At 42.3% G+C, this 25,017-nt stretch carries 22 protein-coding genes; 16 read left to right on the top strand and 6 right to left on the bottom strand.

All coding sequences use genetic code 11. The features are described from left to right. Positions 1 to 227 precede the first annotated feature (227 nt). Together ACIGBM_RS06575 and ACIGBM_RS06570 are read right to left on the bottom strand one after the other, a co-directional pair. A complete protein-coding gene (locus ACIGBM_RS06575; protein WP_397477188.1) occupies positions 228 to 1,505 on the bottom strand; it encodes an MFS transporter in 1,278 nt (425 codons plus the stop codon). Positions 1,506 to 1,852: 347 nt separating this feature from the next. Beyond that, positions 1,853 to 3,052, bottom strand: a complete 1,200-nt coding sequence (locus ACIGBM_RS06570; RefSeq protein ID WP_397477187.1) for a sugar transporter — start codon at positions 3,050 to 3,052, stop codon at positions 1,853 to 1,855. Positions 3,053 to 3,791: 739 nt separating this feature from the next. Here ACIGBM_RS06570 and ACIGBM_RS06565 point away from each other — a divergent pair. From ACIGBM_RS06565 to ACIGBM_RS06545, 5 genes are all read left to right on the top strand, one after another. Next, complete coding sequence (locus ACIGBM_RS06565; RefSeq protein ID WP_397477186.1) at positions 3,792 to 4,706, top strand: hypothetical protein; 915 nt, start codon at positions 3,792 to 3,794, stop codon at positions 4,704 to 4,706. Between the two features lie 57 nt (positions 4,707 to 4,763). Next, positions 4,764 to 5,348 (top strand): alpha/beta hydrolase, encoded by a 585-nt coding sequence (locus ACIGBM_RS06560; RefSeq protein ID WP_397477185.1) that lies wholly within the window; start codon positions 4,764 to 4,766, stop codon positions 5,346 to 5,348. A 97-nt stretch (positions 5,349 to 5,445) separates the two neighbouring features. Then, entirely contained in the window at positions 5,446 to 6,078 is a 633-nt protein-coding gene (locus tag ACIGBM_RS06555; protein ID WP_397477184.1) for a TetR/AcrR family transcriptional regulator, read from the top strand. 81 nt (positions 6,079 to 6,159) lie between these two features. After that, on the top strand, positions 6,160 to 7,143 hold the full coding sequence (locus ACIGBM_RS06550) for an MDR family oxidoreductase (RefSeq protein WP_397477183.1): 984 nt from the start codon (positions 6,160 to 6,162) through the stop codon (positions 7,141 to 7,143). A gap of 403 nt (positions 7,144 to 7,546) precedes the next feature. Beyond that, entirely contained in the window at positions 7,547 to 8,182 is a 636-nt protein-coding gene (locus ACIGBM_RS06545; protein ID WP_397477182.1) for a hypothetical protein, read from the top strand. Between the two features lie 171 nt (positions 8,183 to 8,353). On the opposite strand, the gene ACIGBM_RS06540 is transcribed toward ACIGBM_RS06545, so the two are convergent. After that, a complete protein-coding gene (locus tag ACIGBM_RS06540) occupies positions 8,354 to 8,992 on the bottom strand; it encodes a TetR/AcrR family transcriptional regulator (RefSeq protein ID WP_397477181.1) in 639 nt (212 codons plus the stop codon). Between the two features lie 378 nt (positions 8,993 to 9,370). On the opposite strand from ACIGBM_RS06540, the gene ACIGBM_RS06535 reads away from it, so the two are divergent. The 7 genes from ACIGBM_RS06535 (at position 9,371) to ACIGBM_RS06505 (ending at position 18,038) form a co-directional block, all read left to right on the top strand. Beyond that, a complete protein-coding gene (locus ACIGBM_RS06535; protein ID WP_397477180.1) occupies positions 9,371 to 10,522 on the top strand; it encodes an acyl-CoA dehydrogenase family protein in 1,152 nt (383 codons plus the stop codon). A 61-nt stretch (positions 10,523 to 10,583) separates the two neighbouring features. Continuing rightward, positions 10,584 to 11,792 (top strand): acetyl-CoA C-acetyltransferase, encoded by a 1,209-nt coding sequence (locus ACIGBM_RS06530; protein ID WP_397477179.1) that lies wholly within the window; start codon positions 10,584 to 10,586, stop codon positions 11,790 to 11,792. Between the two features lie 72 nt (positions 11,793 to 11,864). After that, positions 11,865 to 14,054: a 3-hydroxyacyl-CoA dehydrogenase NAD-binding domain-containing protein gene (locus ACIGBM_RS06525; RefSeq protein ID WP_397477178.1), complete on the top strand. Its 2,190-nt coding sequence runs from the start codon at positions 11,865 to 11,867 to the stop codon at positions 14,052 to 14,054. Then, positions 14,047 to 15,240: a CaiB/BaiF CoA transferase family protein gene (locus ACIGBM_RS06520; protein ID WP_397477177.1), complete on the top strand. Its 1,194-nt coding sequence runs from the start codon at positions 14,047 to 14,049 to the stop codon at positions 15,238 to 15,240. The genes ACIGBM_RS06525 and ACIGBM_RS06520 overlap by 8 nt, the downstream gene beginning before the upstream one ends. Positions 15,241 to 15,456: 216 nt before the next feature. Further along, on the top strand, positions 15,457 to 16,161 hold the full coding sequence (locus ACIGBM_RS06515) for a hypothetical protein (protein WP_397477176.1): 705 nt from the start codon (positions 15,457 to 15,459) through the stop codon (positions 16,159 to 16,161). A 347-nt stretch (positions 16,162 to 16,508) separates the two neighbouring features. Then, positions 16,509 to 17,513 (top strand): 23S rRNA pseudouridine(2604) synthase RluF, encoded by a 1,005-nt coding sequence (rluF, locus tag ACIGBM_RS06510; protein ID WP_397477175.1) that lies wholly within the window; start codon positions 16,509 to 16,511, stop codon positions 17,511 to 17,513. A gap of 81 nt (positions 17,514 to 17,594) precedes the next feature. Then, positions 17,595 to 18,038: an SRPBCC family protein gene (locus ACIGBM_RS06505; protein WP_191113811.1), complete on the top strand. Its 444-nt coding sequence runs from the start codon at positions 17,595 to 17,597 to the stop codon at positions 18,036 to 18,038. A gap of 69 nt (positions 18,039 to 18,107) precedes the next feature. Here ACIGBM_RS06505 and ACIGBM_RS06500 read toward each other — a convergent pair whose 3' ends face one another. From ACIGBM_RS06500 to pqqA, 3 genes are all read right to left on the bottom strand, one after another. Continuing rightward, positions 18,108 to 18,425 carry a DUF1244 domain-containing protein gene (locus ACIGBM_RS06500; RefSeq protein WP_397477174.1) on the bottom strand — a complete coding sequence of 106 codons (318 nt, stop codon included), beginning with the start codon at positions 18,423 to 18,425 and terminating at the stop codon, positions 18,108 to 18,110. A gap of 368 nt (positions 18,426 to 18,793) precedes the next feature. Further along, positions 18,794 to 19,024 (bottom strand): hypothetical protein, encoded by a 231-nt coding sequence (locus tag ACIGBM_RS06495; protein WP_397477356.1) that lies wholly within the window; start codon positions 19,022 to 19,024, stop codon positions 18,794 to 18,796. A 221-nt stretch (positions 19,025 to 19,245) separates the two neighbouring features. Continuing rightward, positions 19,246 to 19,320 carry a pyrroloquinoline quinone precursor peptide PqqA gene (gene pqqA, locus ACIGBM_RS06490; protein ID WP_082894360.1) on the bottom strand — a complete coding sequence of 25 codons (75 nt, stop codon included), beginning with the start codon at positions 19,318 to 19,320 and terminating at the stop codon, positions 19,246 to 19,248. 453 nt (positions 19,321 to 19,773) lie between these two features. Here pqqA and ACIGBM_RS06485 point away from each other — a divergent pair, with 453 nt between their 5' ends. The 4 genes from ACIGBM_RS06485 to ACIGBM_RS06470 all read left to right on the top strand — a co-directional run bounded on the left by ACIGBM_RS06485 (position 19,774) and on the right by ACIGBM_RS06470 (position 24,921). After that, positions 19,774 to 20,202, top strand: a complete 429-nt coding sequence (locus ACIGBM_RS06485; RefSeq protein WP_191113809.1) for a DUF2231 domain-containing protein — start codon at positions 19,774 to 19,776, stop codon at positions 20,200 to 20,202. Further along, on the top strand, positions 20,199 to 21,494 hold the full coding sequence (locus ACIGBM_RS06480) for a PQQ-dependent sugar dehydrogenase (protein ID WP_397477173.1): 1,296 nt from the start codon (positions 20,199 to 20,201) through the stop codon (positions 21,492 to 21,494). The genes ACIGBM_RS06485 and ACIGBM_RS06480 overlap by 4 nt, the downstream gene beginning before the upstream one ends. 684 nt (positions 21,495 to 22,178) lie before the next feature. Beyond that, positions 22,179 to 22,697: a hypothetical protein gene (locus ACIGBM_RS06475; protein WP_397477172.1), complete on the top strand. Its 519-nt coding sequence runs from the start codon at positions 22,179 to 22,181 to the stop codon at positions 22,695 to 22,697. 1 nt (position 22,698) lies between these two features. After that, positions 22,699 to 24,921, top strand: coding sequence for a hypothetical protein (locus tag ACIGBM_RS06470; protein ID WP_397477171.1), 2,223 nt, complete (start codon positions 22,699 to 22,701; stop codon positions 24,919 to 24,921). The last annotated feature ends 96 nt before the right edge of the window (positions 24,922 to 25,017 follow it).

Raw genomic sequence — 25,017 nt, 5'->3', positions numbered from 1 at the left:
CTTCTATGTGATTATGCTGTAAGCACCTGATTTTTATTTAGTTATTCTTGTTGAGGAGTATAAGATTTATCTATCGATATTACTTATTTAGCCTAAGCAAATGCTTAATCACAAATAGTACAAACTCAACACTCAACAATAAGGTAATCAGGCCAAATGCGTATGCAGATGTCACTGCTAGCAATAGCAAAGTATAGCTAGCAGTATCAATACTATGGAAACTGAAATTAAGTGTGCTTTTGTGGACGCAATAATAAGGCAAGTCCAAGCGCTACAAAAGCGGCGATACCAGATATCATATAACTGATACTAAAGTCTCCAGTGGCTTCTGCAAGATAGCCTGCTGCCACTGGCCCGAGAGCCTGTCCACCTGAAAAGGCGAAAGTCAGTGCTGCAAGTGCACTTGCCGCCGCTGCAGGACCGAAATAGTCGCCCGCCGAGGCAGCCATAATGACAGGCACACTCCACACCACTAAACCAAACAAGATAATGGACAAATACAGTCCCAAACTCCAATCAGTCAGTCCGACCAACAGATAAGCGATGGCAAGGAAGAAAAAAGCCAGCGCCAGACCAAGGCGTCTGCCAATATGGTCAGAAATCCAGCCAAACAACATGCCTGAGAACATGCTAAGCAGTCCAATCCATGCCCAAACACCACCAGCAGTCGCTTCACTCAGTTGATACGAGCCAACCATACTGGTCACGATGAAGGTAACGTAAACCATATAAGTAGCGCCATAAATAGCAAAGATGACACCTAAATGTACGAGCAGCTTAATATTGCTACGTTCTAGTTTTTTCTTATTTTTAACAGGCAAAGTAGGTGCGCGCCCAAAAGGGTTTTGACTGACATCGTCTGGATGGTTGCGAATCAAAGTAAAGGTAAGCCAAGCTACCGCAATATTAATCAAGGCGAAAATTAGCCAACCTGTCTGCCAAGACAATAGAGTAGAGATAGGTAAGAGTTTGGGTACGACAAATCCCGATAAAATGATGCCAAATCCAGGCCCAGCCATGACCAGTCCTAGAGCAAGCCCGCGGTGCGAAGGAAAAAACCAATGCGACATGACGCTCATCATTGGTAAGACCACGCCGCCGCTACCGATACCTGTCAGTACATAGAGTGCGCAAAGTATTGGAAAACTGGTGGTAAAAGCCATACCGAACATAGAGACAGCAATGAGGAGGAGGCTTGCCGTCGCAGTCGTTCGAGTACCCAATCGAGGTAGGATAAAAGGGCTTAGAAGCACTGCAACCAGATATCCTATCAGGTTGGTGAATCCCAAGATTCCGCTTTGAGTATAATTTAATCCTAAAGAGGATGACATGGATGGCAGTAACATGCCAAATGCGAATCGTCCTAACCCAAGTCCACAGAACATCGCCACAGAGCCTGTCGCGGCAATGATCCAAGCATAATGCAATTTACCCAACCTAAGGGGCGCAGTGTTATCTTGATCTCCTTGATCTGGATTGTCTTGTTGAGTCATTCGATCAGACATCACGAATCTCCAACAAGTTGAAGATTCGCAATATATATCGTCACTAAATTTAGATCGTAGGTAATGACTTCCTTGTGTTGAATAGTCTCCATTTCACTCTCATCCTTTTGTGCTTAATCTCTATCAGTCCTTTATTGAGTACACTTATAGCCTTAAGCATACTTATGTCCAATGAAATTAGTATAACTGCACCTGAACGATCGTTCAATGGATATATAGGCAATCCTCGTTATGATTCATAGGCTAGAGTGTTGTATTCACAAATAACAAAAAATGCCAGCCCATTTATATGGTTGGCATTTTGCTTATTATTTTCTGACTGCTATCTTTTAATATCGACTTATTAGCTAGCCAAGTCGTTTACTCAACCCAGGAAAGCGTTTAATCATAAACAGCATCAAGAGTAACGCCACAACTGCGATAGCCGCACCTGTGTATCCTACGCTAGATAGTGAGATATGCGTCACGGCATAACCACCGAATAGTGCACCCGTACCAATTCCCAAATTAATAATACCTGAAAACATCGACATCAGCATGTCTTGCGCATTGACATCGACCATGATGACTTTAGCCTGCATGGAGATAATCAGTAGCATGAGCGCCGCACCCCAAAGCAAGGCGATAAAGCTGAGCGCCCATACAGAGGTCACTGCTAGCAACAGCGCAAGCATAGACACAAGCATGAGTATGGTCGATATCAGCATCAATCTGGTATTGAACCGATCACCCCAACGACTGAAAATAACACTACCTACAATTCCTGCTGCACCGAATAGTAACAGTACAAAAGTCGCAGCGTTTTCACTGATATTGCCAACTTGGCGCATAAATGGTTCTATATAAGAATAAGCCGTATAGTGCGCTGTAAAGACTAATAAAATAAGCAGGTATAGACAAACCAATAAAGGGTTTTTGAGGAGTTCTGGAATCTTTCTAAAAGATCCTTCAAACATACTAGGTAGCGTTGGTAAGAGTCTCGCTTGTAGAATAAATACAATTAAGGCGATGACGCCAATACCGCCAAATGTAGCCCGCCAGCCAAACCACTGCCCAACTAAGCGTCCTAGTGGCACACCCAGTACCATTGCTAACGAGGTACCAGTCGCCAGTACGCTAAGCGCCATGGCTTTTTTGCCTTCAGGTGCGACACGTATCGCGATGGCGGCTGTGATCGACCAAAATATCGCATGCGATAACGCAATCCCAACTCGGCTAATGAGCAGCACGTCGAAGCTCCACGCAAATACGGATAGCACATGACTGGCAATAAATACGGCAAAAAGCCCCAAGAGTAAACGTTTGCGCTCAAATCGACTGGTCAATAGCATTAGTGGCAATGACATCGCTGCGACAATCCAAGCATAGAGTGTCAGCATCCAGCCAGTCTCTGCCGTCGTAATAGAAAAGTCTTGAGCAATGTCGCTCAACAGCGCCACAGGGACAAATTCTGTGGTGTTCATAATAAAGGCACTAACGCCCATCAAAAATACTTGAAAATACTGAGTTCGGCGAGCGTTTGAGCTGGCCTCAAGGTTATGTGTCATAAAATCCAATACAAATGCAGATACTACGTGTGATAGGTCAAAATGGGGTAAGCTTAATTAGAATACAAGGTTTGCGGGGCAAGATAACAAGCCCAATCCAATCGTGAAAGGTGTTTTTTGATAAGGATTGTTAATTGGACGTTTATTGAGGATACTTGAATAATATGAAACTATCGTTAATCATATTTAATGCGTTGGGATACTTGCTAATGACTAAACTACAATTCATTTAAAAAGAAGCGACACCAGTTGTCGTAGAAGGTTTTTAAACAGCTTTATTTTTATGTGAGCTTATACTATAGTTATTAAGTCAGGCAAAATGACATGAGATAAAAAACAGTTAACCCTCGGGGCGCAATGCTTCACTTCTTAACTGAGTTTTTAAACGCTATCTTAGCGAAGTCTTTCTAGTAGTGTTATTTACGTTTAATCCTAAACTTTTGTGCCTGTACAAACCTAAAAAATTATATTTATTAATAAACGAAAAACTTAGCAGAAAAAAGCTCGTTAACATTGCAAAAATATAAGCAATGTAACAGCGAAAAACTGTGGCTAAAAAGTCTGTCAGAATTAAAAACTACTACCTTACCAAGTCGATTAATTTACTTAACTTTATAGATAATGACGTCATTTAAACAATGGCGAATAGGCTCGGCTGGCTTGAAATCAGCATTCAGAATATAACAACAACGAAAAACTGCAGCTAAACAACCAAAATCAAAATAATAAGGATATAACGATGACCACATTAACGTATCAGTTTGAACAAAAACGGTTAGACAATATGCAATGGTCGGGTGGTTCAAAGCTATCTGGTATAACGGCACTAGCAAATGATGAGAAAGGCCGAGTAAGAAAACAGCCATTGTTTTACCTCGAAACGGTTTCTGTAGACAGTTATGAAGATGATATTTATTTCGTGAATAATACTGATGGGACGATTAGATGGGTAGCACCCTTTAAACCCTATCGAAACATAACTGAAGCACGAGCAAAGTTGGGCGATACCAGTGATGAAAACTTACGTAAAGTGACGTTCTATAGTGATGACATAAATAGCGTATATCAGGATGTACTGCCTAAGCAAGGCGTGCGGATTGGTAGTACTCATATCATGTATGACAGTGATGCGATGATGCAGTGGTTCGTACATGTGCCCTATAAGGGGCCAGATACTCATTATGCGATTTGGCAATTTAATGTAGTGGAAAAGGGCGGGATTCGCGGAAACTATCCATTGCTATGGGATGATTTTAGTAAGCCCTCGCACATGGTGGGTTGTGACTGTTTGTTTGATCAAGCTGATATGCCGATAGAGGTTAGTATTTATGAAGAGCGCTGTGCAATGCTTGACAGGCTTATCGGGTCATTTGGCATATCAAATGCCATATTCATATTGGCGATCAATGATGTGCTTTATCGTTATGGCGTGGGCTGGAGCGCGCCCTATAGTGAGTCGGATATACAAGCACAAGACATTGCGATGAAACTAACAGCACAAAAGCCAGAAAACGCGAAAGCGGTAAAAGCCGTTGTCCAAGCGGTTTATGACTTTTGGTTTAACGAAGGTTTTACAAAAAATATCTCAATGCAGGCTTGTGAGGAGCTTTTAAGCTTGTACCAAGCGCAGATGGCTAGTCAAAAACCAGTTTGATTTATAAAACAAATTATCAAGAATAAACCTAAGTAATAATTAAAAAAGGAGAGCCTTATGATGTTTCCTATCGAAAACAATGAGACGTTTTTATTGTTTTTTCATGGTCTCGATTCAAGCAATGAGACCAGTAAATATACCTGTATCACGCGTGAGCCTAAATACTGTGAAACGGTCAGTTATCGAGAGAATTTTGCAGAAATATTTGAGATTTACGATGCATTGATTCGCGAGAAAATCGCACAGTACCCGCGAGTGGTATTGGCAGGGCATTCGCTTGGTGGTTGGTTTGCCAATCATTTTGCTCGTAAATACAACTTGCGCGCGCTATTGATTGCACCTTGTATCTACCCAAGTGAGGTATTGGCGGACCGTATCCCTGACGTGGCTGATATGAAGCTGTCCTTTCCAACGACCAATACCGAGATGGTGCGGGTTATGGTTGAAGTCGATGATGAAAGCTTAGACGTAGCGGTTGCTAGACGAACCTTGGTAAATTTGCCTGACAGCTGGGAAGTTGATTATTTTGCAGGCGGTCATCATCGTATCGCCCGTAGCAGTGATATCTGGTATCACGTAACTCATCTGTGCGAAGATCCCATCGTTTGGATGGATGAGGCAACGTATCATGGTGAGGATTAATAGTAAGGACAGTCAAAAAACTAGAGCAGCCAATGGATAAATAAACCGCTAAAAATAATTGATTGACATTAAAGACGATCGGTCATAATATCTATGAATGATGATTACTAAGCCAAAAGCCCGTCGAGGGCGTCCACCCAATGTTGAACGAGAGTTTACGGATACCCGTGAAGCTCTTTTGAGATCTGGGATGGAGATGCTGACAGAGCAAGGTTTTGCGACCACTGGTATCGATGCCATACTCAAACGTATTAATGTGCCTAAAGGTTCCTTCTACAATTACTTCAAAAACAAAGAAGCGTTTGGACAGGAAGTATTACGGCAGTACGCGTTGTATTTCGCTCGCAAGCTAGATTATTGTTTTCTGAATGAGCAAGTGTCTGCTATGCAGCGTATTAGTGACTTCGTTGAAGATGCTAAGTCGGGAATGATCAAGCACGAATTTCGACGCGGCTGTTTGGTAGGCAACTTGGGTCAAGAGATTATCGTGTTGCCTGACAGTTTTCGTTGTGAGTTAGAAAACATATTGCTTGATTGGCAGGAGCGTTTAGCGGTTTGCTTGCGTCTGGCAGTACAACAAGGACAAATACCTTCGAATAGTGATTGTGATGAGCTGGCTGCTTTCTTTTGGATTGGTTGGGAAGGTGCGGTTTTGCGTGCTAAGTTGACGCAAGATGTCAGTCCATTAGATACTTTTTTCCGAGGTTTTGCAGCAGGGATACAGAAGTAATTTTTTTTATCTATATTTTTAGACGACCGGTCTAAATTGTTTTTTACTTATTATAGACGATTGGTCTAAATAGGAGCTACTATGTTTAAAGCAATATTAATTGAAAAAAATGACGATGTTTATCAGTCTAGTCTGACTGAGATACAGGACACGCAATTGCCTGAAGGTGATGTCACGGTTCGTGTGGCATATAGCACGCTCAACTACAAAGATGGATTAGCCATTACTGGCCGTAGTCCTGTGGTACGTCAATTTCCAATGGTTCCAGGTATAGATTTAGCGGGCACTGTCGAAACAAGTAGCCATCCTCGCTACAAAGCTGGCGACAAAGTGTTGTTGAATGGATGGAGTGTGGGTGAGAAGTATTGGGGCGGTCTATCACAAAAGGCGCGATTAAACGGTGATTGGCTGATCCCGCTCCCTGAATCGATGACTGAACGTCAGGCGATGGCAATTGGCACAGCAGGATATACCGCAATGCTTTGCTTAATCGCATTAGAGCGTCATGGACTCACACCAGAGAGTGGCGAAGTATTGGTTACGGGTGCTAATGGCGGCGTTGGCAGTTTTGCTATCGCACTTCTAGCAAACCAAGGCTACTCTGTCACCGCCTCTACGGGACGTCTGGAAGAAGCCGAATACTTAAAGAGCCTTGGTGCAACGACGATCATAGACCGTGCTGAATTGAGTAGTCCGGGACGCGCACTTGGTAAGGAGAAATGGGCTGCCGCAATTGATTCTGTTGGTAGTCATACATTGGCCAACGTTTGTGCTAGCACGTATGAAGATGGTTTAGTCGCTACTTGTGGACTGGCTCAAGGCATGGATTTCCCTGCTACTGTTGCGCCTTTTATTTTGCGCGGTGTCAGTTTGCTTGGTATCAATAGCGTGACACGACCTTATGATGAGCGTGTAGAAGCATGGCAGCGCTTGAGCACAAGTTTGGATATAACGCAATTGGATGCAATCACCAGAGAGATTGGCCTAAGCGAAGTCATTCCGACAGCCAGCGAGTTGTTGGATGGCAAGGTTCGTGGTCGAATAGTTGTTGATGTCAATCGTTAAGCGTTAAGCGTTAATTTTTAATACTGCAACCTTAATATTTCGATGTTGAACCTCGTGTTAGCACATGAATAAATGGTGCATCGGAATGTCTAAGATTGAGTGCTCAACGTGAAAAATAATTATTCACAAACGGTCACAAATATCGGTATTTATTTTTTGTCATCTGATGTGCTATCATCGTTGAACGATCTATCGTGGGTTTAACAGTTTTGTTATCGCCGACCATGACAATAGTCTCATGGCGGCGTGACAAACCTTGCAACTTCCAGCACGATATAAAACAACTCTGGTAAAGCGCATGAGCCTGTACTCCGACAACCTCATTTGTGCCTGATTTTTTGCCTATTTGGGCGTATATCATACTTTTTCGTCGGAGTAACAGGAGTCTAAGGTGTTCAATATCATGAGCCACATTGCTAACCCATCTAAATATACCCGTCGTTATCACCCACGCCATTCTCTAGCGCAATATATTATCAATCAAATAGAGTCGCTTGAGCTGCGCCCGCAAGATATCGTCAAGCAAATGGGCTATCCTCTTAAACATACCATACCTGCCTATGACCGCCTGCGCCATGTACTGTCGAGCAAATTCCTTGGGCTTGATGGTAGCTATATGGACAAACACTTTACCGCTGATGAATTTTTGGCAAAACTGTTTGCCGTACTTGAGATACCGTATCAGCCATTCGCAGAAGATATTGCGCAGATTAAATATGATTTAGCAAATTACTCTAATACGCTACCCAGATATAGCTTACGAGCGGAAGTGGATTTTACATTTGCGAGTGCTGATAACTGGATGTCTCGTGGTGCGGCTTCACGTTTTGCGCAAGTACACTTGCCTAGTGGTTTTGCCAAACTAGACGATGCTGCCCGTAAATCAGTGATTCAAGACAGCATCTGCGAGCATTATCAGCAGTATGAGGGCAGTTTGCCATACGACGGTATCATCAAAGGCTATCGACTGACTATTGAACAAAACAACCATGTGGTCGACCATGCAGAGTATGGATTACCAAAATCTAGCAGTATCTAAAAAGTTTTGAGCGTATAAGCAGCACGAGCTGTTAATTACATTGATTGAATAATCACATTGACCGAAAAAAATATAAAATGCCTCACTGTATCGTGGGGCTTTTTGGTTTTTTACGTTATGTTTTCTTGTAAGAGTCAAACACTGCTAAATATCAGTTTTATAAAACTCATTTTAAACTTCAGGTTTAGAGATGGCGCGCCATAAAATCACAAATAGCGCGTCAAACTCTGCATTCAACGGTGTTTCTGTTTGGCGAATGGTATGCATTAAGCCAAGTCGACTGATGAAACCCATAAACACATCGAAGAGTATGTGCAAAGGAACAGTGTCATTGAGCACCCCACGATTTTGCCCATCTTCTAATACGGCCAAAAACGCGCCAATTAGCTCTTTGTTTTCATAGATCGCGATATTACGTATACGCGAGGCCGAGACAGAAGACAGCACCATCACCGCATCTGGATGCGAGTCTACAAAATCAAAGCAGACCCACAACGTCTTACGTAGACGATCTTGTACGCTATCAATCCCTTGCAGATGATCCATAATTCGAGCGGCTAATCTGCCTAGCACAATATCCATAATGGTATAAAACAGCGTTTGCTTGTCTCCGAAATACTTGTAGAGCGTTTGCAAAGAGACGTTGGCAGACTTTGCAATCTGCGCCATCGTCACCTCATTAGCGTCAAATCCTGCAAAGACTTTACGAACGGCCTGTTCAATTTTATCCAAAGTTGCGGGCCGCATATCGGATAGGGGCGCTAGAGATCGAGTTTGCGTGAGGCTATCTGACTGATTAAAGGTTTCCATATTTATCGCTTCTTAAAGTATTGGCTATTTGATACGTCCTACCAGTTAAATAATTTGCTCGATAGTTTAACGTGATCAAATTAATAAGTAATGTAGATTACCATTTTTATTTAATTGATTGCGAAGTGGTTTTTCGTAGCCTAGTATAAGACTCATATATTAATAAATACAAAGAATTTATCGTATATATATAATGGTAATATAAATTACCATAATTTACAAAATGGCTTAGATATAGTCAGTTCAATATAATTTCGATACAAGGAAACCGAGTGCAAGTTATACATTAGTATGCTTAGCGAGGATGACGATGTAGCGGATTTATATAGACTTGACTATATAGTTGTTATTCACTCCACCTTGTCAAGGATAGACATCATGAGTATCGAAAAGTTCACCCCAAACTGGATGACCGAAGAGCATCAGATGGTGCACGACAGCGCCTTAAAAATGTTTCAATCTTGGGATCCTAAAGATGAGCAGTGGCGCAAGAATGGCATGATTGATCGCGCTGCGTGGGAAGAGGCGGGCGAGATGGGGTTCTTGTGTGCAGCGATACCAGCTGAATATGGCGGCGGCGGCGGCGATTTCGGTCACGAAGCGGCGCTCATCTACGCACAGACTGAGGCCAATCAATCGGGATTTGGCGGTATGGTGCATTCAGGCATTGTCGCGCCTTATATTTTAGACCACGGTACTGAAGAACAAAAACAAGCGTGGCTACCCAAAATGGCAACGGGCGAATATATCGGCGCTATCGCCATGACGGAGCCTGGTACTGGCTCCGACCTACAAAACATCAAAACCTATGCGGTAAAAGATGGTGATGACTACATTATCAATGGTTCTAAGACTTTTATCACCAATGGTCAGCACGCTAATCTTATCCTATTAGCATGCAAAACAGACCGTGAAAAAGGCGCACAAGGCGTCTCACTTATCATCGTAGAAACGGATAAAGTAGAAGGGTTTGAGCGTGGACGTAACCTAGATAAGATTGGTTTGACGTCGCAAGATACTTCAGAGTTGTTCTTTAGCAATGTACGTGTGCCGCAAAAGAACTTGTTGGGTACGGTAGAAGGTATGGGTTTTATCCAAATGATGCAGGAGTTGCCGCGTGAGCGTTTAATCATTGCGCTATCTGGGGTTGGCTCGATGAAGCTGGCGATCAATTTAACCTTAGATTACGTAAAAGGGCGCGAAGCCTTTGGTAAACCTATTTGGAAGTTTCAAAATACCCGCTTTAAGATGGCTGAATGCTATGCTGATTATCTTGCTGCCAGTACCATGTGTGATGCGGCAGTAGATGCGATGCTTGAGGGTAAACTATCGGTACCGCATGCCTCATTAATCAAATACTGGGTCACTGAAAAACAGTGCGAAGTCATCGACGAATGCGTGCAGCTGTTTGGTGGATATGGTTATATGACAGAGTATCCTATCGCACGTTTATATGCCGATGCGCGCGTACAAAAAATCTATGGCGGTACCAATGAAATTATGAAAGAGCTGGCTTCACGCTTTATGTAGACGCTTATATTATAAGACTACGATAATTATTGTTTATTTAAAAATAAAAAAAGGATTTTTTATGACTGAGACTGCTTATATTTATGATGCGATCCGCACGCCACGTGGCAAAGGCAAAAAGGACGGTTCGTTGTATCAGGCATCACCGATTTGGCTGACACGCACCTTACTAAAAGAGATGCAACAGCGACAAAACTTGGATACCAGTTTGGTCGATGATGTAGTGCTTGGCTGCGTGACGCCAGTGGGTGAGCAAGGCTCTGATATTGCCCGTATTGCTGCTATCGATGCTGGCTGGGCACAAAGTGTGGCAGGTCTTACCTTATCTCGTTTTTGTGCCTCGGGTCTAGAGTCTATTAATTTAGCTGCGGCCAAAGTCATGTCAGGTATGGAAGACATGGTGGTGGCAGGCGGCGTTGAGTCTATGAGCCGCGTACCGATGGGCTCTGATGGCGGTGCTTGGTACATGGATCCGCGTGTCAATGAAGCGACGCATTTTGTGCCACAAGGAGTGGGTGCAGATACCATCGCAACGCTCAAAGGCTTTAGTCGTAGTGATGTCGATGCCTTTGCCACCGAGTCGCATCGCCGCGCTGCGCAGGCTTGGGAGAAGGGCTATTACGATAAGTCTGTTGTCCCTGTCACCGATATCAATGGCATGATGCTATTGGATAAAGACGAAACCATCCGTCCTAATACCAATGTCGAGACCTTAGCTGGGCTAAAACCTTCCTTTATTATGCCGGGAAAAATGGGCTTTGATAGCGTTATCTTAGACAGATATACCACGATTGAAACCGTCAACCATGTGCATCATGCAGGTAACTCTTCAGGCATTGTTGATGGCGCTGCTATCTGTTTGGTCGGTAGCGCGGCGGCTGGTCAAAAAGCAGGGTTAAAACCACGCGCCAAGATCACAATGGCCTCAGTCATTGGCTCAGAGCCTGCCATTATGCTGACAGGTCCAACGCCAGCTTGCCAAAAAGCCCTTGATAAAGCGGGCATGCAAGCCTCTGATATAGACCTTTGGGAAATTAATGAAGCATTCGCTGCTGTCCCGATGAATACCGCTGATGATTTTGGAATCTCGCTTGATATTGTCAATGTCAATGGTGGTGCGATATCCATGGGTCATCCGCTTGGAGCAACGGGCGCGATGCTAATGACGACTGTCCTTGATGAGTTAGAACGCCGCGACTTACAGACCGCTATGATTACGCTATGTGTGGGCGGTGGTATGGGAATTGCCACTATTATCGAGCGTGTTTAACTTTTCTCTAAAATAGACTGAAAACCAATTAGACTAAAATGCAATATACAAAGAATCATTTAAGGGATAAAAATGATAACAAATAACCAGACAGCAGTTAGCGTAACAGCCATTAATGCACTAGAAAACTTCTCTGCTCAGCGTGATGACGATGGTATCGTCACCGTCACGATTGACCAAAGCAAACGAAAAATGAATGTCATCGGTGATGGCTTTACGGAGTCGTTCGCCACGATAGTTGATAGTTTCATCAATGATGATTCAGCTACAGGCTTGATTCTCACATCGGCTAAAGAAACCTTCGTGGTTGGCGCAGATATCGATCAATTGAACCAGATAAAGACAGCCGAGCAAGCATTTGCAGTTACTGAAGAATTGAAAGGTAGTTTGCGCAAGCTTGAAATGTCAGGTAAACCTGTCGTCGCTGCTATGACAGGAACCGCATTAGGCGGCGGTTTGGAGCTTGCACTTGCCTGTCATTATCGTATTACCATTGACACGCCCAAGACCAAGCTTGGTTTGCCTGAGGTGAAACTGGGCTTGCTACCTGGCGGCGGTGGTACTCAGCGCTTACCTCGATTGGTCGGTATTCAAATGGCACTGGAGCTGATGACTCAAGGTAAAGAATTACGCCCAGCAGCGGCAAAAGACATCGGACTTATTGATGCAATAGCCACTGATCAAGCAGATATGCTGAAGCAAGCTAAAGACTGGATTCAAAATAATCCAAGCGCTCAGCAGCCATGGGATAAGAAAGGCTTTAAAATTCCTGGCGGCGATAGCAAGCATCCAAAGGTAGTTCCTATATTCTCTATCGCCCCAGCCATGGCTAATCAGAAATCACATGGTAACTATCCTGCGATCACCCATATTATGTCTTGTGTGTTTGAAGGATGCCTAGTAGATATCGATACAGGGCTTGAGATCGAGTCGCGTTATTTTGCAGCTTGCGTACTGTCCACTGAATCAAAGAACATGATTAACACGTTATGGACTCAGCTGAATAGCATCAAAAAAGGTCAGTCTCGCCCTCAAGGCTTTGAACGCACAACCACCAAGAAAGTCGGTATTTTGGGCGCTGGCATGATGGGCGCTGGTATTGCTTATGTCACTGCCAAAGCAGGGGTAGACGTCGTGCTATTGGACACAGAGATTGTCAATGCTGAAAAAGGCAAAGCGTATTCTACGAATATTTTAGATAAAGCCATTAGCCGAAAGCGTACTACCGAAGAGAAAAAACAAGCCCTCCTAGAACGCATTACGCCAACAGTTTCTTACGATGATTTGGCAGATTGCGATCTTATTATCGAAGCGGTGTTTGAAAACCGAGAAATCAAAGCAAAGTGTACCCAGCAAAGTGAAGCAGTGATTACAAACACGGCCGTCTATGCATCTAACACCTCAACACTACCAATTACAGGATTGGCAAAAGCCAGCACGCGACCAAACCAGTTTATCGGTCTGCATTTTTTCTCGCCAGTAAACAAGATGCCGCTCGTTGAGATTATCATGGGCGAGCAAACCGACGATGCAACATTGGCCAAAGCTTTCGACTATGTTGTACAAATAGGTAAAACGCCTATCGTCGTCAATGATAGTCATGGCTTTTATACTTCGCGGGTATTTGGCACCTATGTTTCAGAGGGTATTGCGATGCTAGGAGAGGGTGTGCATCCGCGTAGCATCGAAGTCGCCGGACTAAAAACAGGTATGCCGATGCCGCCGCTAGCATTGCAAGATGAAGTGTCGTTGAGCCTCGCATTGCATGTCAGCGAACAGCAGCAGCTTGATATGGCAGTCGAAGGTAAGCCAATCGTAGTGCGGCCTTCTTATGACATACTAAAAACGCTGGTTAATGAGCATGGGCGCGAAGGTAAGAAAAATGGCAAAGGATTCTATGACTATCCAATAGAGGGTGATAAGCATCTATGGCCTGAGCTGGTAAATTTATATCCGCCAAAATCAGAGCAACCCTCGCAGCAAGATTTGGTTGACCGTTTGATGTTTATTCAAGCCAATGAATCTGCTAAATGCTATGAGGAAAATGTTGTGCGCTCAGTTGCCGACACCAATATAGGGTCTATCTTTGGCTGGGGGTTTGCACCGCAGCATGGCGGTACGCTACAGTTTATCAATGCAATTGGTTTGGACGAGTTCATCAAACGTAGTCGTGAGCTCGCGGCAAAATACGGCGAACGTTTTGAGCCAGCTCAAATCTTGTTAGATATGGCAGCCAAAGGCGAGGCCTTCTCCGATGACTGACATGCATGTATCAAATCATGATCAAATGGGAGACTGTCTACAAGGGTTACGAGTGATCGATCTAACTCGTAACTTGCCGGGGCCTTTTGCTACGCGTTTGCTAGCAGATTTGGGCGCGGACGTTCTTAAAATCGAACCCAAACAAGGTGATCCTGCTCGGGTATTTGGTGAGTTATTCGTAGCTCTAAACCACGGTAAGACGACCGAAAAATATGACTTTCATGATCCCAAAGCCATTGAAGCTATAAAAGCACATCTCAAAGAAGCTGATGTGATGCTAGATAGCTTTCGCCCAGGTGTCTTGGCGGAAATGGGGCTAGATGCTAAGACCTTGCATGCCATCAATCCAAAGCTAGTAATAGTGTCAATCACTGGCTATGGTGTAGCAGGCAATTACGTAAAAGAAGGCAATTACGTAAAAGAAGGCAATTACGTAAAAGAAGGCAATTACGTAAAAGAAGGTATTTACTTAGAAGATGCTGACTCAAAAAATGGCTCTCAAGTGAATCATGACTGGGCCAATAAGGCAGGTCATGATATCAATTTTATGGCTATGAGCGGTGTACTAGATCAGCTAAGAACAGCGCAGGGTGAGCAGGCTATGCCCAATATCCAGTTTGCGGATTTGGCAGGTGGTAGTGACACAGCCGTGATAGCATTGTTGGCTGCTGTATTTGCCGCCCAGCGTACGGGCAGGGGACGACACATTGCTATTAGTATGACGCACAGTTTGTACAATCATATGGTCATGCCAAAGGTCACAGGCAAACTGATTAATAGCCTTTCAGGAGATGGCTTAAACGACACTCTACTGCCGCAGCATGATTTTTTAGGCGGTGCATTACCATGCTATCGATTGTACCAAACCGCTGATCAGCGTCATATGGCGGTTGGTTCCTTGGAGCTGAAATTTTGGCAAGGTCTATGTGAGGTATTGGAGCTGCCGTCGCTTAAAGAAATACACTGGCAACTTGGTATCATGCCCAATAGACCCGAGAGTGAAGCCGCGACCAACACAATCGCGGAAAAATTTGCCAGTCAAACGCTTGAGTATTGGCAACTTGTATTTTCAGTAACGGATGTCTGTGTGACCCCTGTGTTGAGTCTACATGAAGCTAGAGCTCACCCTTTATTTGCACATCAAGATGAACATCATGCGACGTCAGGGTGGCAGCAAGTGAATTAATAATTAGTCTGTATTATTCTGACTGCCTGTCTAAACTAGAATGATTGAACTTGTATATTTATAACTGTCTATCTAAAATTGTCTGAATAAGAGACAATACGCCCATAAATCCTAAAGCCTTACGGTATTAAAAAATAGTAGCGCATTCAAAGGCTCTTAGAGATTGAGCAACACAGACATTTAATAAATTTAACTTAAGCAAAAAGGCAGTTCTGAATGACCAAACATAACCCGTATAATTTTTTACCTTTGCAGCCAACAGGTAGAAACGAGACCAATACTGCTAATACTTATGCTCCTGAAGATATGATTAAAATATACGAGCAGCAGTTTCTCATTCAAGTGCCTGAAGAAGAGCTGACAGAGTTTTTGCCAGCGTTGAAAGCATTCTATGATATCGATAACCATACCTTAGACGTCAGTGCCATTATTTTCGATGCAATTGCAGACTCTGCTATCATTTATAATCATAAAATAAAAGTCGGCGACTATCAGATATTAGGTGAGTTGATAGAAGAGGCGATTGAATATGATGAAGACAACAAAAGTGATGAAAGCGCTGAGAGTGAAGAGATTCAAGCCTATACATTAGAGTGCCAACGTACATTTTTTATCAATGATGTAGAAATACCTTATCATTTCAACCTGTTCATTTATGGCGATGGTTATTCTACTTTGACCAAAAAAGAAACTGTACTAGAAAAAATGTACTGGTTTGTCAGAGGTAGATTTGAAGAGGATTTATTAGATGATACTGAAGATAATGACAGCTTAGAATCGATTAATGCGCAACTAGCCAGTTTAGGTATTCGTGAAATGGATCTGACGACTGTAGATGAGATAATCAGCTATGTAGAAGGCAGTATCATTGACGACCCAATGGTAGACAAGCTTAATAAACTGTTAGATGATGCTGAGTAGTGAGTAGTGAGTAGTGAGTAGTGAGTAGTGAGTAGTGAGTAGTGAGTAGTGAGTAGTGAGTAGTGAGTAGTGAGCAAAAGAACAGATTTGAAAATAAAAAACTAGAAAAAAGCCCCACTGCTTGTATGATGAATGGTGAGGCTTTTTAAATTATTAACCTCATAAATAAGTTATTTCGACATCATCCAAAGTTACATGACTTTATACCTTTCTAGGTTTTTACCCATCTCTCATCAAAGAGTTAGTCGATTTCATATATAATGTGAGCTATTTCGTTATTGTTGATCCATTCAATTTAGGCTTTTTTCTTAGTAAAAAATGCTTCTTATCAGGTAAAACGGTGCTTTATGTTCAACGCTTCCTCGACTCGTTTAAATAAATACATCAGCGAAAGTGGTATTTGCTCTAGGCGAGACGCTGACCGCTTCATTGAACAAGGTAATGTATATATCAATGGCAAACGTGCATCGGTCGGTGATCAAGTGGTTGCTGGAGATGCGGTAAAAGTCAACGGGCAGCTTATTGAGCCAAGAGAGCCTGATGATTTTATTTTTATTGCGTTGAATAAGCCAGTAGGCATTGTGAGTACTACAGAAAGCTCTGAGAAAAATAATATTGTCGATTTTGTGCGACATAGTTTACGTATTTTTCCAATCGGTCGTTTAGACAAAGATTCCCAAGGTTTGATCTTTTTGACTAACAATGGTGATTTGGTCAATAAGGTATTACGTGCTGGCAATAATCATGAGAAAGAGTATCTAGTTACAGTAAACAAGCCGTTAACGGATAGTGTTATCGAAGGTTTAGCGGGCGGTGTGCCGATGCTTGGTAAGATGACCAAAAAATGCCCAGTGACTAAAGTAGCGCCTAATGTCTTTAACATAACGCTCGTTCAAGGTTTAAACCGTCAAATTCGCCGTATGTGTGAGCACTTTGGCTACGAAGTCGTCAAGCTTGAACGTACGCGGATTATGAATGTAAGTCTTAAGGGTCTTCCCGTTGGTGACTGGCGAGACTTAACCCCAAAAGAGCTGTCCGTGTTGCTTAAATCTGTAGAAGATTCCTCTTCGCAAGACAATCACTCAAACAAGAAATCTCGCAATACGCCACGAAAAAAACCTCGTGCTGATACTTCATCAAAGTCAAAACCATCTACGAAATCGGCAGGGGCAGCAAAGGGGCGCAACAAATACGCCAAGGATGATGCTAGAAAACCAGCAGGTTCTAAAGGTAGGGATGGACGTCCTACTGGTCGTGGTAAGCCGTCAGGGGGTAATGGTAAGTCTGGAGGCAATGGTAAACCTACTACCAATGGCAGGCGTCCTTCAAAAGGGAGAGGCTCTTCACGGTAATAGTTTTTCACAATGTGACGGCTATATTTATTTCTAAAATGGCAGTAAGCTAAATAACTTTAATCTTAATGAGATCATATTATGTTTAAAATAAAAGTAGAGCGCATTGTCAAAAAACCGATTGATGAGGTATTTGAAGCACTGAGTGACCATGCCAGTTATGGCTCATTTAAAGCGGTGGGAGTGGCTAAATTAGTAGCTGAAGGTAACGAAGAGCGCAATGGCGTTGGGGCTTTACGTAGCATTCAAACGGGACCCGTTAAGTTCTGGGAGCGGATTACAGCATTTGAGCGTCCTACTCATATGCAATACCAAATCGAAAAATCTAAACCTATAAAAATGCAGCATGATAAAGGCATCATTGATTTAAAAGACTTGGGCGATGGCACCACACACGTGACTTGGGTATCTGAGGGTCGATTGATTGTACCATTGCCATTAGTCGGACGCCTATTCGACCGTCAAATGCAGAAACAAGGAACCATAGGGTTTAGTAGCATACTCAAATCTATCGAAAGCCGCTAATCTAGCGGCAATGTTGGATTTTCTGATATCACTCTCTAGAGATGGCTTATTTTATCTGAGCCATCACTGTCAGTTTTGATTCGCTTTATTCTTAGCAGCTTCAATCTCGTTAAAACGCGCTAACTGCTCTGGCGTTGCTTTCTGTTGATATTTCTCTTTCCACTCAGCATAAGGCATCCCATAAACAAGCTCGCGCGCATCCTCGTATTCGATTTCAATACCACGCTCTTCACCAGCCGCTTTATACCATTTAGATAAGCAATTACGACAAAAGTCGGCAAGGTTCATTAGCTCAATATTTTGTACATCTTTGCGCTCGTCTAAATGAGTCAGTAAACGACGAAATGCTGCAGCTTCTAACTCGATGTTTGATTCTAATTTTGCCATAATATTTTCCTAGTTATAATTGAGCCACTTTTAAACCACATGATACTAACGACATAAATATTGCGCAACCTATGTCGTTGATTAGAATGCACTGTAGTGATAGTCAACTCTAATAGTACTATGTATTCTTCTAATATTAATTACGACTTGTCATCAATTAAATCAAAAAATACGAGAAGCCAAATGAATAGAGCTCATAAAACAAAGGGCTAATTTATCATATCAAGTACAAAAAGCGTGATATAGCTTCATCTTTGTAAAGAAATTCTAAATTAATTAGCGTGCTTTATAGAGCTATCGATTGAATTTTTGGCTGAGGTAATTGACATACTTGGCTAATAGGCTTTGCAAACCGTCATTCCAGTGCTTCAACATATTAAGAAAGGGACTCTTGTCGTTAGATTTTGATAGACCATGTTAGTGTGCTGAACAAGAATCGAACAACCTTCACACAGGGTTAATAGCCCCGTCACATGGTCAAGCTGACTGTCTATCAGAACCACATTGATGATGTCAGTATTTTCCAATTGACGTGCTAGCGGTAACGACTTAGATCTGAATATTTGCTGACTAATGTCAACATATAGATTGAATGAAATCCAATCTATATGATTTTATGATATAGCTATTGAAGATTGGGTGCAGGTCTTTTCCTGTATGCTTCCTAGCCGAATATCGTGATAGTTATGGCAATTGCAATTCTGGGTCGGAAAAAGAATATCAGTAAAAGAATCTAAAACATAAGTAAAAATAAATCAGTACATCCATTAAAAAGCCCTAGTGATCTAGGGTTTTTTGATGGATGTAAGTTTAGTAAATTTTAACGGGCTTCGAAATACATAGTAACTTCAAAACCGATACGGATGTCTTGAAAAGCTGGTTTGGTCCACTGCATGAGATTGCTCCTGAATGATGTTACTAGTTGATAGGCAAGATTAATAAAGGGAATACCTCATGCTATTACAACCTGACCCCTGCTGTCAATTTATTAAATATTAACTTGGAATATTTTAGCTATGAAGTTTAGAGGCAACAGTAAAGTTTACTTATGTTTATAAATAACCCCCTAATTGTGAAGTTAGTATTTGGAGGTTGTCGATAGAGTACGCTAATTGTGGACTTCAGGTTCTGTGTTTCAAAAAAGACTGTAGCTAATGCTCATTTAAGAAATAATAACCAGCTTATGTTCATTAAATAACCAAAAAAAGATTGAAGAACTCTCTTGGCTTTGGTATGTTTCAAGCCATGCTTTCATTTCATGTAATTTAAATTCTATCACGCGTAGTTCGGGCCAGTACAATCAGTACGGTCGATCGAATCCTCATTTACTATCAACAAGGAAACTGCCATGACTAGTGCTGTTGCCCGACACTCCGGCACCGCGCTGCACCCGCTGCATGCGTTTTTTTTGGCCGGAATGGTGCCTCTGTTTATCGGGGTCTTACTTAACGATTACGCCTATTGGTCCAGCTACGAGCTTCAATGGAAGAACTTCGCTTCTTGGATGCTTATAGGTGCGCTGGTATTTAATGGTTTGGCCATGCTAGGCTCAATTTTATCTCTAGTTCGCGCTGATAAGCGCATGGGTACACCAATGGCTTATTTTCTGTTGCTACTGGTCACCTTTGTACTAGGTATCCTCAACTCATTTATCCATGCAAAGGATGTCTGGGCCAGTATGCCGACTGGGCTTATTCTATCTGTTATCACTGTCATTCTGGCCTGCATTGCAACCTGGATTGGCCTCACAAGCTGGCGCATTGGAGGTACAAGATGAAATCACTCAATATCTTATCGATATCTTTTTTAGTCGCTGCTCTCTTAAGCGCATGTGGCGAAAATAATGTAAACGATGCAGAACAGTTAGGTGCCAATCCAACCTTGCCCGAATCTCAACGGGGCCTATTACCCACTTTGAAAATCGCTGAGCCAGCAGGTTGGGGAGATAACCGCCCTATAGTGCCGTCAGGTTATGAAATCACAGCTATTGCCACTGACCTTCAGATTCCACGGCAGACGCTAGTCTTACCCAATGGCGACATACTGATTGCTGAGGGCAAGGGCGGTGGTGCACCCAAGCTACGTCCTAAAGACATTATTGCTACTTATTTCAAGGCTAAAGGTACTACATCCGTCAAAGGAGGTAACCGTCTGACTCTTTTGCGCGACAGTAATGACGACGGCACTTACGAGACACGTACTGTATTCGCTGAGAATCTGAATGCGCCTTATGGTCTTGCACTAATCGAAGACCAACTGTACGTTGCCAATCAAGATGCGGTAGTGCAATTCGATTATCAGCCCGGACAGACCACCGCTAGTGGACCGCCACGCAAACTCACCGACCTGCCTAGCATGGTCAATCATCACTGGACCAAGGCGATGACGGCCAGTCCGGATGGGCAATTCCTGTACGTGGGCATTGGTTCCAACAGCAATATTACTGAAAACGGACTGGATGTAGAGGCGGATCGCGCCATGGTCTGGGAGATCGATGCCAAAAGCGGTGCTCACCGACCTTATGCAACCGGTCTGCGCAATCCAACGGCGTTAGCTATCTTGCCTGGCACTAGCCAGTTATGGGCCGTGATCAACGAACGTGATGAGCTCGGTCCACGACTGGTACCTGATTACTTGACCTCAGTTCAAGAGGGTAAGTTTTATGGTTGGCCCTACAGCTATTGGGGACAAAATGTCGATCCGCGGGTCAAGCCAGAGCAACCTGATATGGTAGCCGCCGCGATTGCTCCAGACTACAGCCTTGGGTCGCACAAAGCTCCTTTAGGTATAGCGTTCTCAACGACAACCATGGGCAGCAAGTTCAGCGAAGGCGCATTCATCGGTGAGCATGGCAGCTGGAACCGCTCAGACCCAGCGGGCTACGACGTAGTGTTTGTCCCTTTCAGCAACGGGAAACCAGCTGGGGACCCAGTTAACTTTGTCACTGGATTTCAGGGCGAAAATGGTAAGACCTTTGGTCGACCAGTAGGCGTGACAGTGGATCCAAAAGGGGCACTCATCGTTGCCGATGATCTTTCTAATACCATTTGGCGGGTGACACCAAATTGATAAGCAGCATGTAGCAAACCCCCTACGTGGGTTGCTTTTACCAATGTAGAGTTATCAAATAATAGCTCTCCTATCATTAGCAGAGCGAAATAGACTATAGCCATGCCGGAGGTGTTTTCAGAAAATCGATACATTCATTGCTTTTCTGTATGAAGGTAGGAGTGCATTGATCTGTGTACCTTGTATCCTTCGATTGCGGGTTCTCAGGCATGTATACAATCTTAGACGTTAGGGCTTGAATGGCTGACTATATGAAGGGGTAGTCGTCTTCTACCTCTATAAACAATAGGTGCTTTTTCATTATAGTTTGATTGGGCAATAAGACATAAAAACGCTGTAGCCCCTGAAAATTAGACAAAAAAAATCCTCACTTCCTATTTAAGGAGTGAGGATTTTAGTGCTTTTTCAAGCCATATTTGGAGCGGGAAACCCCAACCTTGGCAAGGACACCGACCAAAGTAACATTAAGTTTTATAAACCTGAAACCTTTTATTTTAAAGGGTTTCGGGTTTTTTTATGCATATAAATATTTATGAATTTTATGAATAATAATGAAATAGATATATTTATGGACACTGCTATCATATGGTAATATGACACCAACCAAAATGTTATAGCGTGCCTGCCCTATCGACGATAATTGGTTTTGTACTGTATATGCGTTTGACATATGGATTAACGATTATGGCTAAAAATAATAAAGTAACTGATAAGTTAGTAGTGCATGAATGCGCTATTAAACCTTATCAAATATTTTGCGAATTAATCGAGACTGAGTTTAGTGAGTTTTCTTCAAACAAAACATTGTTTCTTGAAGTTGTTGATATCAATGACCAGTATTGGTTTTTTGATGGGTTTAGAGAAGTTAGTATGCTGACTTATTCTAATAAGGTTTCTATTAAACGAGTTAATCTATTTAATGCTGAAATAGAAAGACGTGCTTGGTCTTACTTGATAGAAGAGTTGAGAAATTTGAACCCTATCAATCCTAGAATTTTCGAAGCTATAAAAAACAATATGCCCATCTCAATACAACGTACTTTACTAGGGAGGGCACTGACTATTCAGTACGTGTTAAATGAAAAAAACTTAAAGCGTCATCATTATGATTATCAAGTGAGACGTATGCGTAGTCAGTGTACTAGTGAAATACCCTCGTTCTCTGAGTTAATTGATGAGGTGCGCTATGCTGATAGTAAGTAATGTGGAAAAGTTAATACCACCCACTGATGATGTTTATACCGATGACATTAGTAACTTCTTTTTAACTGTCGCCAACTTAGTCTCAAATGACTTTATGAACATCACCATTGAGGTTGAACAATTAGAGTTTTTGACTTCAGTATGTTTAAAAAAAATATATAACTCCTACAAGGGCAAGCTAACTAAGCCCGAAAATCTGACGCGAGCTTTTATTGCTAGTACTTATCACTTACCAGAACTTAATGCTAGTAACCCCAGTAAAGAATGGTTGTGGGTCGCTAAATTGAGCCATTTACTAATCTATTTTGCTCAAAATGACTTACCTAGACGTATTGGTGAGACCACGGTTGAAGCTAGAAAATGGATGAATCAAGCAAGTAGCAATCACGGTATTTGGCAGAATTGCTATACAACATTACAAGCTGATACGTTAAAGACTACTTATGAAAGGTTTGAAGGTTATCGAGTCAAACTAGAAAGCAATAATGCTCTTACTCTCAAGTCATTTATCAAAATTTATAGAACCATCGATTTTGCATTCAACAATAGGGATAGCATAACGCGCACTTCTTTAGGCAGAAAACAGACTAAACAGAGCAAAGTTGATGAGCCAAAAACTGAGTATGTGACGCAAATGGATGTGGATGATGATACAGATGAGCTAGTATCAGTCACAAGTTTTGAGAAAACAAAGAATGGTAATGATATTAATCGTGAGCGATTAGATAACCCAATTCCTGATTTCAATTATATCGAGCAAAAAACTCTAAAAGAGATCGAGAAATTCTCAACAAACCAGATTTATCGAAGAACGCGGGCGAAATTTGCGCATGCAAATAAGAATGAGCGGTTTGTGAGTAGCAATATACGTCAGTTACCACTAACAGCTATTCAAAATATAGCATTTAAATTGTGGCAGTGGTTCGATGACTATAATGACAGTGAAGCTGATAGGGACAAAAAACGAGCTATAGCTTATTTGCTGCTTTCTCTATACACGGGTCATTCAGTCGCTAGATTGGCTAATGATATTAATAATAATTATAAAGAAATCATTGATATTAGTGCGCGTAAAGCAAAGTACGAATTTATCATTAATTTAGATATCACGCCGCTACGCATTAGAACGACAGGAATAGAGTCAGTTATTGCTAACCGATTGACGCAGTTCAAGCTACCAATACCTGAGGCATTGGGCGTCTTTTTAACCTATAAAGGTTATCCGGATTCAGTATTGATTAATGAGGTCATTGCAGATTTACGAGCAACTTTACAGCTGCCAGTTATTAGTTTGGGTAGAATTGAAAAGTCGCTGTACACCATTATCATTTATGAAGTTGGTAGTACTCAACTAGCTACCATCATTACCTCACGTAACAGCAGAAAAAGAGCTGATACTTGGTATAGCTCGCACGATATTAAGAAAGTGAAAGAGGTCTATCACAATGCGATTGAAATTCTTACAGACCGCTGTCACAAAGAGAAGTCCAGCGTCGTTGAATATTTATCCAAAATAGCACTCAGCGATGATGCTATTGGCAGTCAAAACAGCCCTGACTATCCGATAGTCAGTTTATTCATTAACTATCTGTATCAAAAGGTAGTAACCACCACAAATTATAGAGAAAAATTCAATTTTTATAATTTATGGTTATGGCATGTGTCCCTTTTACTAACGTCTATTAGAGCCGTAGAGGGCGCACCAGGTTATCTAAACCAAATAAACCTGCAAACAGGTATCGCTTGGATTTCTGACAAAGAGGAAAGGGTAACTGGTAATAGTCAGCGAAGGGTACCTATTTGCTCATTTTTAACAGAAGGCATTCAAAACTTCTTACGTTACCTGGGAAGCTTTGCTAAGCGTTATGGACGCTTAGATCCTAACTTCAGTATTGAAGTTGATAAAATTCTGGCTTCTGAGCGCCCACTATTAAATTTTATAGATAAAAAAGGGAGCTTTCATCCCTTGCGGCCAGCTATTGTTAGTCAAGAATTGGGTGAGAAATTTCGCTTTAAAATAGACTGGACACGACATGTTGGGCAAAGGTTTTTACATGAATATGGGTTAGATGAAGCAGTGGTCCTAGCGATTTTTGGTCATGAAATGATAGGGCAAGAAGCGTGGAGAAGAAACTCAGCATTGTCTATAGGGCACATATTAGCTGCTAAAAATACTTATCATCAGCTGGCAGTAAAACTTAAGCTACAGCAGGTTATTTTATGACAAAGACACAGCAAGATATCCTATACGGTCATTTAAGACGATCAGCAAAATCGCAAGATCAGCGTAAGCAGGCATTACAGCATACTAAAGAGCTGT

The organism is Psychrobacter sp. NPDC077938 (genome assembly GCF_044542635.1).
In the GTDB taxonomy this organism is placed as follows: domain Bacteria; phylum Pseudomonadota; class Gammaproteobacteria; order Pseudomonadales; family Moraxellaceae; genus Psychrobacter.
Note: the sequence above shows the minus strand (reverse complement) of the source record. Positions and strands in the feature narration are given on the sequence as shown.